The following is a 14,971-nucleotide window of genomic DNA, read 5'->3' as shown; positions in this document are numbered from 1 at the left end:
AAGCTTTAACGGGCTGCCAGTTGCCTCAGGGTATCTGGCAGTGCCGTTGAGGTTCGGGCAGTCCGGTCAACCCAGACGACTTTTGCATAGCCCTCCGAATAGACCTCTCCGGTTTTTGCATCTTTTAACAAATAGTAAGTGTCCAGACTGGTGTTTCCGGCCCTGTCGGCGTAGGTTTCCACTATTATCGAAGCAGGATGGGTCAGTTCTTTCAGAAAGGTGGCACTGGTCTTTATAATAACGGGTCCGGTGGGCTCTTCCGGGCCTCCGACATTCAGGGACGAGAACCAGGTAATCCGGGCCTCCTCGAAAAAGCGGAAATAAACTGTATTGTTGGCATGGCCGTATGCATCCATGTCGCCCCAGCGCAGGGGCGTTTCCAGGGTGCTGACAAGATTACCTGGTGCTGACATCGGACTCCTCCGGAAGATTAAAATTATAATGACAAGCGGATAGCGCCGGTATTTTCGACGAAGCGAAACAAGATTCACAACCCGAGAGTGTATGATGAGACAACTTTTTTCCGGGCGCTTTCCCCTGATCATGCTGATCCTGGCTGCGTTGCTGGCCGGGCAGGTGCAGGCCCAGGCGGTGCAGGAGCCCGCTCCGGAAGGCTCTGTGCCGGTTGATCCGAAAGATCCTTACGAGTCCTGGAACCGCAGCGTTTTTACCTTCAACGAGACCATTGACCGCTGGTTCCTGAAGCCGGTTGCCCAGACCTACCGTACCGTGACTCCGGGCGTGGTCGACCGGGGCGTCACCAACTTCTTCAATAACCTCACGGAAGTCCGGAACTTCATCAACAGCGTGCTGCAGCTGAAGGGGGAATCCGCCGTGGTTGCTGCGGGGCGCTTCACGTATAACACGGTGTTCGGCCTGGGTGGCCTGTTCGATGTGGCAACGGCATTCGATCTGCCGGAGCGCCCGGAGGATTTCGGCCAGACCCTGGGATACTGGGGCGCGGGCTCCGGGCCATATCTGATGTTGCCTTTCCTGGGTCCGTCAACGCCCAGGCATTTCAGTGGCCTGGCCACTGACGGTTTTGTTTTCCCGTCGCTGTGGGATGCTGCGGAAAGTCCGGAGATGTACTACGCCCGGGCCTTGCAGATCGTGGACAAGCGGGCGGATTTGATCCCGGCTGAAGGCTTTATCTCCGGAGACAGTTACACCTTTGTGCGCAATGCCTTCCTGCAACGCCGTGAATACCTGATCAATGATGGTAAGGTGACCGAAGATCCGTTCGCCAGTGGCGACGACGAGGATCTGATGCTTGAGGATTTCTGACCGGCGCGACACGTGAGGAGGCCAGGGTGATCAAGGATGCGAGGATTGCGAAGTACCGGAAGATGCTGGCAGAGGCTCCGAATTATGAGGTCTGGAAAGCCGCAGCCCTGGAGCTGGATTTCCTGGAGGGCAACGCCGAGTGGAAGGAGGAGTTTGTCTCCGACCTCTACCACTACGAGCTCATCTACGATCGCCTGAGCAACCTCAAGCAGTACCGCCAGCAGAATGACTTCGAGCGTCTGAAGCGTGCGCTACGCGAGGGCCTGCATCATGATCTGGGTAACATGGGCAATGCGGCTCTCTACACCCGGTCAAGGGTCGGTACCAAACACCTGATCGAAGAATACATCACCCAGGTCTGTGAATCCCTCGATTTTCTCTGCGACAACCCGGTACCGGGATTTCCGGTGGCAGACAAACTCCAGTTCTTCCGCGATACCCTGACCAGTTATGGCCGGCCCACGCTGTTGCTCAGTGGCGGCGCCACCCTGGGCATGTTCCATTTCGGGGTGATCAAGGCCCTCTGGGAGAAGGGGCTGCTGCCCCAGGTAGTGGCCGGTTCCAGCAGCGGCGCCATTATCGCCGCCATTCTGGGTGTGCACACCGATGCCGAGATCCCGGAAATGCTGGTTCCGGAGAACCACAACCTCAAGGCCTGGAAATGGCGCGGCCTGCTCAGTGCCATGCGCGGCGACGGCCTCATGGACCAGGAACAGCTCCGCACCTGTCTGCGCGACAATGTGGGTGAGTACACCTTCGAAGAGGCCTACCAGCGCACTGGCCGGTCGATCAATGTCAGTGTATCGCCCGTCCAGGCGCACCAGAAAGCGCGGTTGCTGTGTGGCTACACCTCACCCTATCTGCTGGTCTGGAGTGCGGCACTCGCCAGCGCTGCTGTACCCGGGATCTTCCCGCCGGTCACGCTGATGAAGAAGGACCTGCACGGCAATGCGCTGCCTTACATGCCCAAAGTGAAGTTCGTGGATGGCTCTGTGGTCAGTGATCTGCCCATTGAGCGCCTGATGCACCTGTACGATGTGATTTTCACCATCGTCAGCCAGACCAACCCGCACGTCGTGCCGTTCCTGAGCGGCCGGGGCGAGGATGAAAAGCTGTCCCTGGCCAGGCTGCCGATGCATTTGCTCAAGTCCGAGGTCCAGTTTCACGGTCAGGGGGTGTTCGATTACCTGCGCAAACGTCTGCGGCCCGAGCTGCTTCGGCAGATGTCTGGGCAGCTGTATACCATCATGGCCCAGCGCTATTCCGGAGATGTCACCATCGCACCGTCCTATTCGGTCCGGGATTTCAGCCGAATGCTGGCGAATCCCGATCCGGCCTATGTTCGGGAGATGATCCTGGCCGGAGAACGTGCCACCTGGCCGAAAATCTCGATGATCCGCTCCCATGCCCGGATCTCCAAGACCCTGGAGCGATGCGTAAGGCGCCTGAAACAGCAGAATCGACGAACCGCCGAACTCCGGCTGATAAGCAATTCCGATTCCAGTGCATCCTGAGATGACACGCCGCTGAAACGGGCGCTATCATACCGCCATAACAAGCCGGGCAGGTGAAGCCCTTGCCCGGTGCCTGAGCATCTGACTGGACGTCCATGTACTACGATTTCTTCGGTTTCCGGGAACCGCCGTTCTCCATCGCGCCAGACCCCCGCTATCTGTACCTGAGCGAGCGCCACAAGGAGGCGCTGGCTCACCTGATGTATGGGGTGAAGGGGCAGGGTGGCTTCATCGTGATCACCGGGGAGGTAGGGACCGGCAAGACCACGGTAAGCCGCTGCTTTATCGAGAATGCTCCGGACAACGTCGACATTGCCCTGATTCTCAACCCCCGGCTGTCCGCCCAGGAACTGCTGTCCGCCATCTGCGACGAGCTGCGCATTGCACACGAGCCGGGCGCCACCATCAAGCAACTGGTGGACCTGATCAACCGGGACCTGCTCGATGCACACGCCGCCGGCCGTCACAAGGTGCTGTTGATTGACGAGGCCCAGAACCTGTCCGCCGATGTGCTGGAACAGCTACGGCTGCTGACCAACCTTGAGACCGCCGAGAAGAAACTGCTGCAGATTGTCCTGCTCGGGCAGCCGGAGCTGCAGCAGATCCTGTCCCTGCCCGAACTGCGCCAGCTCAACCAGAGGGTTACGGCCCGCTATCATCTGGACGCCATCAACCGGAACGAGCTGGCGGCTTACCTGAAGTACCGCCTCGGAGTCGCCGGGATGCGCGGGGATATCTTCTCCCAGGGCGCCATCAACCGTCTTTACAAGGAGAGCCAGGGTATTCCCCGCCTGATCAACCTGATCAGTGACCGGGCACTTCTGGGCGCCTACGCCGAAGGCGAACACGAGATTACCACCGGTCATATCAAGCAGGCGGCAAAGGAAGTTCGCGGCGGCAACGCGGCTCCGGTTACCACCAAAAATGGTTCCGGCCGCGGATCACAGTATCTGCTCGTGGCCGCGTCCATTCTGGTCGCTGTTATGGGTACGGTCTGGCTGATCGACCGCTGGCCCCTGGCCAACACATTTGAGCTGGTTCCGGACAGCGAAACTGAACAGGCGGGTGCGGTTGACCGGGAAGCCGAATCAGAAGACGCGGCCGACCAAGTCAGCGCTGAGATTGCCACAGAGGGAACCCCGGTCACGGAACCTGTCCGGGAGCCGCTTGCTGCCTTCCAGTTCCCGGAAGACCGGGTCAGCAGGGCGGGGGCTTTCCGGTTGCTGTTTGGCCTGTGGGACAAGAGCTACCGGCCCGAGGACCACCCCATTGCCTGTGATTATGCCCGCACTGTCGGCCTGGGATGCCTGGAGCGGCAGGGAACCCGTCGGAGTCTCGAGTTCCTGAACCGACCAGCCATGCTCCAGCTCCGCAACGAGGCTGGTGAGACCGGCTACGCCGTGATCAAGTCCCTCAATGGAGACCTGGCGGAAGTCATGCTTCCCGGAGGGCAATCCCGGGAAATGTCCTTTGCCAGCCTGGAGAAATACTGGTTTGGAGATTACCGCGTGCTCTGGCGCTTGCCCGAATACCTGACCGGTGACGATTTCTATGCCTCCGGCAGCGGCCAGCAGTTATGGATCGGCGCGAGGATGATGGAGTTGGCCGACCGGTATACGGAATCTGCTACCGAGAATGGTCGGGTGAAACGCATGTCCGCAGAGGAGCAAGTACGCTGGTACCAGGAGGTCAGGGGCCTGGCTGTGGACGGCATCGCCGGCGCCATGACGGTTATCCAGATCAATAACGATCTGGATGTTCCCGGGCCGCGCCTGGTTCCCCGTATTTCGAGCAGTAAGGGGTAAGCCGTGTCCTATATCCTCGATGCACTCCGGAAATCCGAAACCGAACGGCGCCAGGGCAAGGTTCCTGATCTGGGCCAGCAGGTTCAGCTCATTCATAGGCCCAAAAAGAAGCGGGGCAGTTCAGCTGCGATCTGGATTGCCCTGGCATTACTGGTAAACGCGGCGGTTGTGGCCGTGGTGTTCTGGCCGGACCGTGGCTTGATTGCGACTCCCGCACTGCAACAGGACCCGGCTAACGTCAACAATGACGTTGCTATGGAAACCAGCCAGGAAATGCCTGCCGAAGCACCGGAACCTGTCAGTCAGGCGTCGGCGGACCAGGGTGTGGCAGAGACCGGCGAGCCGGAAGAAGTGGAGAGGCCGGAGCCCCAGGCTGTCCCGGCGCCTCGGGTATCGGAGAAGCCGACCATCATCGTGCCTTCCGTCAGTGCCAGCGATGGCAATCCGGTATTGCCTGAGGTCGAAAGCTCAGGCAGGGTACCGCATCTCGTCGAGTTACCCCTGTCATTCCAGAAGAGTATTCCCGATTTGACCTTTAACAGCCATCTCTACTCATCCGACCCGTCATCAAGCCGGGTGATGATCAATGACAACTACCTGCGCACCGGAGACACCTTCTCCGGCCTGACAGTGGAACGCATCACCGAAGACGGTGTGGTGCTGAGCAGGCAGGGGCAATCGTTCAGGGTCGGCATCGTCCGCGACTGGGTGAGCCCGCGCTGATGGCACTGACGGAAGAGATTAAGCAACAGATCCAGCAAGGCTACCGGGATGTTCTGGCCGGCAAGGATATCCGGGCCCGTTATGGCCAGCGACTGATGATCGCCGAGATCGCCCGCTATATGGGGGAGATCACCGATAATGATGGCCAGCGCACCTCGCCGGCCGCCACCTGTGTGGTGGAAGCGGGAACCGGTACCGGCAAGACCCTGGCCTACCTGATTGCCGCGATCCCGGTCGCCAAGGCACTGGGCAAGACGCTGGTGATCTCTACCGCCACTGTGGCCTTGCAGGACCAGATTGTCCTCAAGGATCTGCCGGACCTCAAAAAACACAGCAAGATGGATTTTTCCTGGACCCTGGCCAAGGGCCGGGGCCGCTACCTGTGCATGTCCCGGCTGGAAGCACGGCTTCACGATGAGGGCAACGGGGACAGCGACACCATGCCCCTGTTCCTGCTGGACAACCAATCCGGCGACGAACCGGGTACCCGCGCCTTCTTCGAGGAAATGCTGGCCAGTTACGGCTCCCGGAAGTGGGATGGCGACCGGGACCACTGGCCGGAGCAGATTCCCGATGACGTCTGGCGTCAGGTCACTACCGACCACCGACAGTGCACCAACCGCCATTGCAGCTATTTTGACAGCTGCGCGTTCTTTGACGCCCGCAAGGACCTGGACGACGCCGATATCGTCGTCGCGAACCATGACCTCGTGCTGGCCGACCTGGCGCTGGGCGGCGGTGCAATCCTGCCTGAGCCGGAAAACGCCCTGTTCATTTTTGACGAGGCCCACCACCTGCCGGACAAGGCCCTGAACCATTTCGCTGCCTCGGTTCCCCTGAACGCCACCCGACAGTGGCTCAAGCAGCTGTCCCAGGCACTGGTGAAGATGCAGCCGTTCCTGGCCCCCGGTACCCAGGGCGTCAAGACCCTGGACAAGATCAGCACGGCGGCCCGTGATGTGGATCAGATGCTCACCAGGGTATACGAGGAAGCCGAACAGAACACCGGCTGGGAGTTCAACGAGGAGCGCCGGACCGCCCAGTGGCGCTATCCCGAAGGGGAGTTGCCCGAGAAGCTGGCGGAACTTGCCGGGGAGGCACGCATTGCCACCGCAGGACTGGTCCGTCATCTTGGCTCGCTGGCCGATGAGCTTCAGGCGGCCTTTGACGATCGCAAGGAACACGACATCGACCGGGATACCGCCGAGGCGTGGTACCCGGTGATCGGCTCCTTCCACAGCCGGTCCGAGGATCAACTGAGGCTCTGGGCGGCGTGGTGTGACCAGGCCGGTTCCGGCAGCCAGGAAAAGGAGGGTGATGAGGAACCGGGCGCCCCGGCACCAAAGCCCAAGAGCCCGCCACCGGCCCGCTGGGCGGTGAGACAGCGCTGGGACCACGCCGAGGATATTACCCTCTACAGTTCGCCGGTGCTGGCGGACAACCTGCTGTATTCCCGGCTCTGGTCACGGGCCTATGGTGCGGTGCTCACCAGTGCCACCCTGACCGCGCTGGGCCGGTTTGATCGGCTGAGATCCCGGGCGGGACTGCCCGAGGCCAGCAAGTACCTGGTGGTACCCAGCTCGTTCCGTTATGGCGAGATGGCGACGGTGGAGGTGCCCGCCATGAAAGTCATGCCCACCGATGATGCCTTTACCGATGCGCTGGTCGAACGCCTGCCGGACCTGTGGGCCGGCGAAAAAGCCACCCTGGTGCTATTCAGCTCCCGCCGGCAGATGCAGCAAGTGCGCGATGCCCTGGCACCGGAATATCCGAACCTGATCCTGACTCAGGACGACATGGCCAAAGGGGAAGTCCTGAGACAGCATTGCAGCCGGGTGGATGAGGGTCGGCCGAGCGTGCTGTTCGGGGTAGCCAGCTTTGCTGAGGGCATTGACCTGCCCGGCAAATATCTGCACCACGTCGTGATCACCCGATTGCCGTTCTCGGTGCCCGACGATCCCATCGAAGCCAGTCTCGCTGAATGGGTGACCCAGCGAGGCGGTAATCCCTTCATGGAAATCACGGTTCCGGCCGCTTCGATGAAGCTGGTGCAGGCGGTTGGGCGCCTGCTACGGACCGAACAGGACACCGGAAGAGTGACGATCCTCGACCGGCGCATCATTGCCCGCCGTTATGGCCAGCTGCTGCTGGACGCCCTGCCACCGTTCCGCCGGATCATCGAGCACTGATAAAAAAAGAGCCGTCCCATTGGGCGGCTCTTGGCGAAGGGGTTCTTTTCGAACCCGGGCGTCGAAACAACGCGGTACAAGAGAAATCTGAAGGCCTGAAGTTTCAGAATTTCGTGGCGGGGCTTTGCCTCACCGTCGGGAGAATAATAGGGGAGTAGATGGCGTAGGCGGATCGTCCAAAGGGCGTAGTGGCCAGGGAAAGGTTTCGGAAAATGTGAAGGCTGTCACGTTCTGAGGCTGACTCCCGCTCAGGATTCCAGCAGTCCCAGCTCCCGGGCCCTGGCCAGGGCTTCCGTCCGGCGTCCCACGGCAAGCTTGCCATAGAGATTGCGGATATGGGCCTTGACCGTTGCCGGCGCGACCTCGATCTTGCTGGCAATGTCCTTGTTGGCCAGGCCCTCGTTGATCAGGGCCAGAACCTCCATTTCCCGTTGGCTCAGTGGCTCCACAAGGCCCCGGTGATCCTCTGCCGCGGAAAATCGGTGGCCGGCGGGTGTCCTGGTCGCCTGCCGTTCACTCGCAACCCGCTTGCTCTCCGTTTCCCGGAGCATGTCCAGGACTTGCCGGTTCCAGCTGCCTGGTGTCCGCAGTGTCGGCAGGTCCAGCAACATTTCCCGCAGCCGGGGACTTTCCTCTCCGAACAGCCGGACAAAGCCGGACCCGGAGGCAAGCTCAAGTGCTTCGCTCAGCAGGGCAGTGGCTTCTTCGGTGTGGCCCAGAAGGTCCCGGGCTTCCGCGGATACCAGCAGGATCTCTACCAGGTGGCGATTATGGGCATGGAGTAACGCGGATTCCCTTAGCCCTTGCAGGCAATCCAGTGCCTCCTCCGGCATGCCCCGGGCGTTCAAGACCCGGGCCTTGCTGATGCGTAACTGTTCCCGGTTCAGGGGACTGGTGGCCTCTTCATTCTCCGTGGCCGACATGATGCTCGCGGCCTTTTCAGGGTGCCCCTCAGCCAGGAAACAGCGAGCGAGCAGGGCCGCACTCGCCGGCGGTTCAAAGACAATATGGTCCCGCCGTTTCCCGCTGGTTTGCCAGGCATCCTCGAGAGCTTCGATGGCATCCCGGAACCGGCCCTCGCTGAAGGCCAGGTGACCGCGTACATACTGGATGACCACATGCTGGCCGGGTTCGGTTCCGTTACTGACGTGCTCCAGGAGCGGCGCAAGGTGGCTCCGTGCCAGCTCCGGCTCGTTACGCTCCCGGTAGATTTCGGTCAGGGCACTGTTCTGCCAGCAGGAAATCAGCCGGGGCTGGCTCGGGTCGGAGTAATGTTTGTCCACCCACTGCCGAACCTCGGTGCAGGTTTCCAGGGCCAGCTCGATATCGCCCCGGTTGTATTGGATCCAGGCCAGAAGGCCTCCACTGGACAGCACTGTGCTGGGCTTCCGCTCCACCCGGCCATAATGGACGGCAGAGCGCAGGGCATCCTCGGCCTCGGGCAACTCGCCCCGGCCGAAACAGTCCAGACCAATCCCGTAATAGGTAACAGATTTCAGGGGGATCCGGGTGTGGTCGATCTCTTCCAGTACCCGTCTTGTGAGAGCACTGGCGGCCTTGTCGTCACTCCGGGACCGGGCAAGGTAGGAGCGGATCAGGGAAATCTCGCTGTGCAATCCGAGCGCTCCCTCGGCATCCGGGTGGGAATCGGCTACCCGTCGGTCAAGAAGATCCTCGAGGGCAACGAGCAGAGGCTCCAGGCTGTCGACGCGATTGGCAAAGAACAAGCCCCAGATCTTCAGCATTTGCAATTGCGGGCTTTCGCTTAACAGGCTCTCGGGAAGCGCACCGAGCCAGTCCAGTACCGGCAGGTGAAAGCCTCCGTGGATCAGGTTATTGCCGTGCTCCGACAGTACCCGGGCCAGCCAGGGCCAGTCCTGGTGGCGGACAATCTGGGCAATGGCCTCCTGCACGTGGCCGTGAGCCAGAAGCCAGTCGACGGTTTTGCGCCACAGCGTTTCAGCCAGTTCCGGATGCCTGTGCTGCATCCGATTTGCCAGGGCATCCCGGAACAGGTCATGGTAACGGAACCACTTGTTGTGATTGTCCAGTGGAATGAGGAACAGGTTCTGCCGGAGGAGTTCTTCCAGAATTTCCTGGCTGTCGTCCCGTCCCCGGATGCTGTTACACAGGGGGGCATTCAATCGGGGGCAGCAGGCGGTTTCCAGCAAAAAGTCGGACAGGTGCGCGGGCTGCTTTTCGAGCACCTCGGTCAGTACGTAATCGCTGATATGCCGCTCATCTACTTCAAGGCTTCCGGCTGGTTTCGCCAGTCCCTCCCGGGAAATGTTGCTGTCACCGGAGAGTGCCGACAACTGCATGGCCGCAACCCAGCCCTCGGTTTTACGGCAAATCGTGCGGGCATCCTCTTCGGTTATGTCGAGCCCCATGGTGTCCCGGAAAAATTGGTGGCACTCATCTTCGGAGAACGCGAGCAATCCCGGGTGGATTTCCTCTACCCAGCGTCGAACCCGCCAGCGGGCAAGCGGAAGGGGTGGTTCAGTGCGTGAGGCCAGGCAAACCAGCACGCCCGGCGGGAGGTAATCGATTAGCCAGGCCAGTTGGCGGTGGATGGCGACATCCTGGATAAAGTGGTAGTCATCCAGAACCAGCGCCCAGGCGCTGCCATCCCGGGCCAGCTCGTTGATCAGCGCGGTGATGACGGCGGTAGGATCTCCGTTGTCCTCCTGCGCCAGCAGCTTGTGGCATTGGGCCATGCCTGGCAGTCCCGCATATTCGAAGGCACCGATCACGTACTGCCAGAATCTTCGGGGCTGGTCATCGTGCGCGTCCAGGGACAGCCAGGCGGTAGGAGAGGAGGTGCGGGCACACCACTGGCTGACCAGCGTAGTCTTGCCAAACCCGGCAGGGGCAATGACCAGATCCAGGCGTTTTGGGCCTGCAGGATCCAGTAGGGCCCGCAACCGATCGCGGGGAACCGCTCTCGGATCGGAACTGGGCCTTAGGAATTTCGTGGTAAGCAGCATTGGTTCCCTGAATGCCGGAGTTTAAAGATATAAAACCGATTGTGTGCTTTGCGTCAGACAAGTCAAGGTTTCTAATGACTCAGATCGCGGTCAGATGATGCGTAAATGCAATTTTGGTCTAAACTTTGGAAAAGGTTTTATCTATAATAAAAAAGAATGAAAGTTAAAGTTTTTATGCGGGAGTGCAGCAATCGATGAAATTACAACAATTGCGCTATATCTGGGAAGTCGCGCATCACGATCTGAACGTGTCCGCGACCGCTCAAAGTCTGTTCACCTCGCAGCCCGGGATATCGAAACAGATCCGTCTGCTGGAAGACGAACTTGGCCTCGAGGTGTTTGCCCGCAGTGGCAAGCACCTGACCCGTATTACCCCGGGTGGCGAGATCATCATCCGGGAGGCGGGCGAGATCCTGCGCCGGGTGGAAGGCATCAAGAAGATTGCCCAGGAATTCAGTAACCAGCGTAAGGGTGACCTGAGCATTGCCACAACCCATACCCAGGCCCGCTATGCGCTGCCGCCGATTATCAGTGGCTTCATCGAAGAGTACCCGGATGTGTCCCTGCATATGCACCAGGGCACACCGATGCAGATTTCCGAGATGGCAGCGAACGGCGCGGTGGATTTCGCGATTGCCACCGAGGCCATGGAGCTGTTCACCGATCTGATCATGATGCCCTGCTATAAATGGAACCGCAGCGTGATCGTGCCCAAGGATCACCCGTTGGCCCAAAAGCCGGAGCTGACCTTGCCGGAACTGGCGGAGTTCCCGCTGGTGACCTACGTGTTCGGTTTCACCGGACGCTCCAAGCTGGACGAGGCTTTCCAGTCACAGGGGCTGACCCCCAAGGTGGTGTTTACCGCCGCCGATGCCGACGTCATCAAGACCTATGTGCGGCTGGGGCTCGGCGTTGGCATAATCGCCAGCATGGCCTTCGATCCGAAGACCGATACCGACCTGGTTGCCCTGGATGCCCGCAAACTATTCCGGCCCAGTGTCACCCGGCTCGGCTTCCGCAAGGGCACCTTCCTGCGCGGCTATATGTATGACTTCATGCACAGGTTTGCTCCGCATCTCACCAAGGAGAGGATAGATGCGGCAGTGGCCCATCAGGGCAGTCGGTCAGAGATCGAGGAGTTGTTCAAGGACGTGGAGTTGCCCACCTATTGAGTGGGCAGTTCGAAAGGATCGGGAGCCTGTTCAGTCTTTGGCGATCAGGTTCCCGGCATGCAGGCCGCATTCCTTTTTTGTGGCCTCTTCCCACCACCAGCGGCCTTCCCGCTCATGCTGGCCCGGCAGCACCGGCCGGGTGCACGGCTGGCAACCGATGCTGAAAAAGCCTTTCTCGTGTAATTCGTTATAGGGCGCCTCCGACATCCGGATGTAGTCCCAGACCTCTTTGGACGTCCAGTTGGCCAGCGGGTTGAACTTCACCAGGGTCCTGTCTTCTGTTGAGAACGCCGCATCTTCCTGCACCACCGGCACATCATTGCGGGTACCGGGGCTCTGGTCCTTGCGCTGGCCGGTAATCCAGGCATCCACCGTCGCCAGTTTGCGTTTCAGCGGATTGACCTTGCGGATCCCGCAGCACTCGGAATGGCCGTCCTCGTAAAAGCTGAACAGCCCCTTGCGGTTGACCAGATCCTGCACTTCCGCTGCGTCGGGGAACAGCACCTCGATCTCGATGCCGTAATGCTTGCGGACTTTCTCCACAAACTCATAGGTCTCCGGGTGCAACCGGCCGGTATCCAGAGTGAACACCTGCAGGTTATCGGTGAGCTTGTGGGCCATTTCAATCAGGACCACATCCTCGGCACCGCTGAACGAGATAGCGATGTTGTCGTAACGCTGGAGCGCGGCCTTGAGGATGGCCCTGGGACTTTGGCCCTCGAGTTCCGTGCGAAGGGTGTCGATATCCGTCATGGAGAAAACATACCTTTAATCAGTGTTCAGGCAGGCTAACATTAAATCCCTCATAGCCGGAAGGAATGACAATCTATATATTTATACCCTATTGCCCTGGATTCGAAAGCCAGAATCACGATGCATTCCGCCCCGGATTTCCTTATCATACGCTCCTGATCAAACACGAGCGGCAGCTCAGCCACCGAACCACGTAATCAGGAGACCATTGTGGAACTCGCATGTCTTGACCTTGAGGGAGTACTGATCCCGGAAATCTGGATCGCGTTCGCCGAGAAAACCGGCATTGAAGAGCTCAAGGCCACCACCCGTGACATTCCCGATTACGACGTGCTGATGAAGCAGCGCCTGCGCATTCTCGACCAGCACGGCTATGGCCTGCCGCAGATCCAGGAAGTCATCTGCGAGCTGGACCCGCTGCCCGGCGCCCGGGAATTCCTCGACTGGCTGCGCGAGCGCTTCCAGGTGGTGATCCTGTCAGACACCTTCTACGAGTTCGCCATGCCCCTGATGAAAAAGCTGGGCTACCCGACACTCCTGTGCCACAAACTCGAAGTGGCCGAGAACGGCCAGATCACCAACTACCTCCTGCGCCAGCGCGACCCCAAACGCCAGTCAGTACGTGCCTTCCAGCTGCTGAACTACCGCGTCATCGCCGCAGGCGACTCCTACAACGACACCACCATGCTGGGCCAGGCAGAGCAGGGCATCCTCATCCACGCCCCGCAAAACGTCATCGACGAATTTCCCCACTTCCCGGCCGTCCACAACTTCGACGAGCTGAAACAGGAATTCCTCAAAGCCAGCACCGTCCACGACTGCTGAATTGACCGGAAGCCGGGGTCTGAAGAAAGCTTTCTTCTGACCCCATTTTCAGGATGAGGCCAGATCTCCGGGGTCAGATGAAAACCTTCATCTGACCCCTTCTTCATCCCACAAGGCCAGAAGCTAACTGGGTGCAGGCATTGAACTCGGGGTCAGAAGAAAACCTTCTTCTGACCCCACCTTCACCCTGAACCCTTCCCCCCAGGCCCAACCTCCAACTCCTCCAAAAACCCCATCAAAGACCCAACCTTAGCCAACGTCTCCTGATACTCAGCCTCCGGATCCGAATCCGCTACAATACCCCCACCACCCCAGCACCGAATGGTCCCCTCGCCATCACAAAGCAGGGTGCGAATCGCAATATTGCTGTCGAGCCGCCCATCCAACCCATAATAGAACACCGAGCCACAGTACGGCCCACGCCAATGCGGCTCCAGCTCCCGGATAATTTCCATCGCCCGGATCTTCGGCGCACCGGTAATCGAACCCCCGGGAAACGCATCAAACAGCGCCTTCAGCGGCGAAACCCCCTCAGCCAACTCCGCCCGAATATGACTGACCAGATGATGCACATTACGATAGGACTCCAGCGCAAACAGCTGGTCCACCGAAACCGAACCGGTTGTCGCATTCACACTCAGATCATTGCGCAACAGGTCCACAATCATCAGATTCTCGGCCCGATCCTTCTCGGAGGCCTGAAGCTCGGCCGCAAGCGCCGCATCCTCCTCCGGAGTTTTCCCACGTGGCCGGGTACCCTTGATAGGACTTGTCTTTACCGTTCGCCCCTCGATCTCAAGAAATCGCTCTGGCGAGACGGAAAGAACCGAATATTCACCAGCGCGAATAAAAGCGCTGTAAGGAGTAGGGTTCGCCTCCGCCAACGCCTGAAACGCACACCAGGGATCACCGCGGAACTTGCCGATGAACTCTTGGGAAAGATTGGCCTGATAGCAGTCACCAGCCTGGATGTAATCCCGGATAGCCTGGACACCGGTTTTAAAGGATTCCGGAGATTGCCGGGGTTTGAAAGGCTTGGTGATCTCCCAGCTGTAAGGCTCATCGCCATCCGCATCGGCAAGCCACTCGCCTATCTCGCCAACCAGACTCTCCGGGCATCCCGGATGCATCCAGAGGTAATAGTCACCAGTCTGACGGTTATGGCTGGCCATCCAGAGATACAAACCGGCAGAAAATAAAGGCACCGGCAGAGTGGGGCAGAAGGGCGCAAGCCGCGGCTCGCGGATGTAGCCGAGCTCGTAACTCAGAAAGCCAATCCAGCCACCGACCAGGCACTCGATGCCAGCGGAGTAGCCTGCGTATTTGCCGACTTCCGCTTCCATTTCCCCGGCCAGCCGGACGAGCCCTTCGCTATCCACCTCACCAAGGTTCAAAACCCGAGTTTCAGCGGCACCGCACGAAAACCCGCGCCAGGTACCACGTCCAGCGCCTTCGCCTACAGTACCGACATGGACAAAATCGTCCTGCGTCGAGGCGTGTTGCAGCAAGCGGGTGAATTCCTCCCGGGAAAGCTGGCGGGTCGTAGCCGGGCTCAAGGTACCTCCGAAGAATTTTGGAAGAATGATAAACAGGGCACAAAACGGGCGTTGTCGGGTTTGTCGCGCCACTGATCTAATGAAATTGAAGGAGAATAGAGGGCGACGAATGAATGGTCGGTATTTTACCGCACTAACGCCAGCCCTTCTTCAAAAGACGAAA

11 protein-coding genes are annotated in these 14,971 nt (G+C 59.6%); 7 read left to right on the top strand and 4 right to left on the bottom strand.

What is annotated here, in order from left to right; genetic code table 11:
* Window positions 1–5: 5 nt before the first annotated feature.
* On the bottom strand, window positions 6–413 hold the full coding sequence (locus ACESMW_RS00615) for an acyl-CoA thioesterase (protein ID WP_372985159.1): 408 nt from the start codon (window positions 411–413) through the stop codon (window positions 6–8).
* Between the two features lie 94 nt (window positions 414–507).
* Between ACESMW_RS00615 and ACESMW_RS00610 the strand changes: the two genes are divergently transcribed.
* The 5 genes from ACESMW_RS00610 to dinG all read left to right on the top strand — a co-directional run bounded on the left by ACESMW_RS00610 (window position 508) and on the right by dinG (window position 7,515).
* Window positions 508–1,284, top strand: coding sequence for a VacJ family lipoprotein (locus ACESMW_RS00610; RefSeq protein WP_372985215.1), 777 nt, complete (start codon window positions 508–510; stop codon window positions 1,282–1,284).
* Window positions 1,285–1,310: 26 nt separating this feature from the next.
* Window positions 1,311–2,798 carry a DUF3336 domain-containing protein gene (locus tag ACESMW_RS00605; protein ID WP_372985158.1) on the top strand — a complete coding sequence of 496 codons (1,488 nt, stop codon included), beginning with the start codon at window positions 1,311–1,313 and terminating at the stop codon, window positions 2,796–2,798.
* Window positions 2,799–2,893: 95 nt separating this feature from the next.
* A complete protein-coding gene (locus tag ACESMW_RS00600) occupies window positions 2,894–4,603 on the top strand; it encodes an ExeA family protein (protein WP_372985157.1) in 1,710 nt (569 codons plus the stop codon).
* A 3-nt stretch (window positions 4,604–4,606) separates the two neighbouring features.
* Complete coding sequence (locus ACESMW_RS00595; protein ID WP_372985156.1) at window positions 4,607–5,326, top strand: general secretion pathway protein GspB; 720 nt, start codon at window positions 4,607–4,609, stop codon at window positions 5,324–5,326.
* Complete coding sequence (dinG, locus tag ACESMW_RS00590) at window positions 5,326–7,515, top strand: ATP-dependent DNA helicase DinG (RefSeq protein WP_372985155.1); 2,190 nt, start codon at window positions 5,326–5,328, stop codon at window positions 7,513–7,515. Before ACESMW_RS00595 ends, dinG begins: the two co-directional genes overlap by 1 nt.
* A gap of 248 nt (window positions 7,516–7,763) precedes the next feature.
* Here the strand turns inward: dinG and ACESMW_RS00585 are convergent, their stop codons facing one another.
* The gene (locus ACESMW_RS00585) at window positions 7,764–10,502 is read right to left on the bottom strand and encodes a LuxR C-terminal-related transcriptional regulator (RefSeq protein ID WP_372985154.1); all 2,739 of its coding nucleotides are present in this window, start codon (window positions 10,500–10,502) and stop codon (window positions 7,764–7,766) included.
* A gap of 194 nt (window positions 10,503–10,696) precedes the next feature.
* Between ACESMW_RS00585 and cysB the strand changes: the two genes are divergently transcribed.
* On the top strand, window positions 10,697–11,674 hold the full coding sequence (gene cysB / locus ACESMW_RS00580; RefSeq protein ID WP_372985153.1) for an HTH-type transcriptional regulator CysB: 978 nt from the start codon (window positions 10,697–10,699) through the stop codon (window positions 11,672–11,674).
* Window positions 11,675–11,704: 30 nt separating this feature from the next.
* On the opposite strand, the gene ACESMW_RS00575 is transcribed toward cysB, so the two are convergent.
* Window positions 11,705–12,427, bottom strand: a complete 723-nt coding sequence (locus ACESMW_RS00575; RefSeq protein WP_372985152.1) for a phosphoadenylyl-sulfate reductase — start codon at window positions 12,425–12,427, stop codon at window positions 11,705–11,707.
* Between the two features lie 210 nt (window positions 12,428–12,637).
* Here ACESMW_RS00575 and thrH point away from each other — a divergent pair, with 210 nt between their 5' ends.
* On the top strand, window positions 12,638–13,252 hold the full coding sequence (gene thrH, locus ACESMW_RS00570; RefSeq protein ID WP_372985151.1) for a bifunctional phosphoserine phosphatase/homoserine phosphotransferase ThrH: 615 nt from the start codon (window positions 12,638–12,640) through the stop codon (window positions 13,250–13,252).
* A 182-nt stretch (window positions 13,253–13,434) separates the two neighbouring features.
* On the opposite strand, the gene pabB is transcribed toward thrH, so the two are convergent.
* Complete coding sequence (gene pabB, locus ACESMW_RS00565) at window positions 13,435–14,808, bottom strand: aminodeoxychorismate synthase component I (protein WP_372985150.1); 1,374 nt, start codon at window positions 14,806–14,808, stop codon at window positions 13,435–13,437.
* Window positions 14,809–14,971 lie beyond the last annotated feature (163 nt).

This window comes from Marinobacter sp. (assembly GCF_041690455.1).
Classification (GTDB): Bacteria; Pseudomonadota; Gammaproteobacteria; order Pseudomonadales; family Oleiphilaceae; genus Marinobacter.
This window is presented reverse-complemented; position numbering and strand designations above follow the sequence as displayed.

Bases quoted from the DNA above. Each gene is read 5' to 3' on its own strand.
- ACESMW_RS00615 (WP_372985159.1), bottom strand. From the start codon at position 413: ATGTCAGCACCAGGTAATCTTGTCAGCACCCTGGAAACGCCCCTGCGC.
- ACESMW_RS00610 (WP_372985215.1), top strand. From the start codon at position 508: ATGAGACAACTTTTTTCCGGGCGCTTTCCCCTGATCATGCTGATCCTG.
- ACESMW_RS00600 (WP_372985157.1), top strand. From the start codon at position 2,894: ATGTACTACGATTTCTTCGGTTTCCGGGAACCGCCGTTCTCCATCGCG.
- dinG (WP_372985155.1), top strand. From the start codon at position 5,326: ATGGCACTGACGGAAGAGATTAAGCAACAGATCCAGCAAGGCTACCGG.
- ACESMW_RS00585 (WP_372985154.1), bottom strand. From the start codon at position 10,502: ATGCTGCTTACCACGAAATTCCTAAGGCCCAGTTCCGATCCGAGAGCG.
- cysB (WP_372985153.1), top strand. From the start codon at position 10,697: ATGAAATTACAACAATTGCGCTATATCTGGGAAGTCGCGCATCACGAT.
- ACESMW_RS00575 (WP_372985152.1), bottom strand. From the start codon at position 12,427: ATGACGGATATCGACACCCTTCGCACGGAACTCGAGGGCCAAAGTCCC.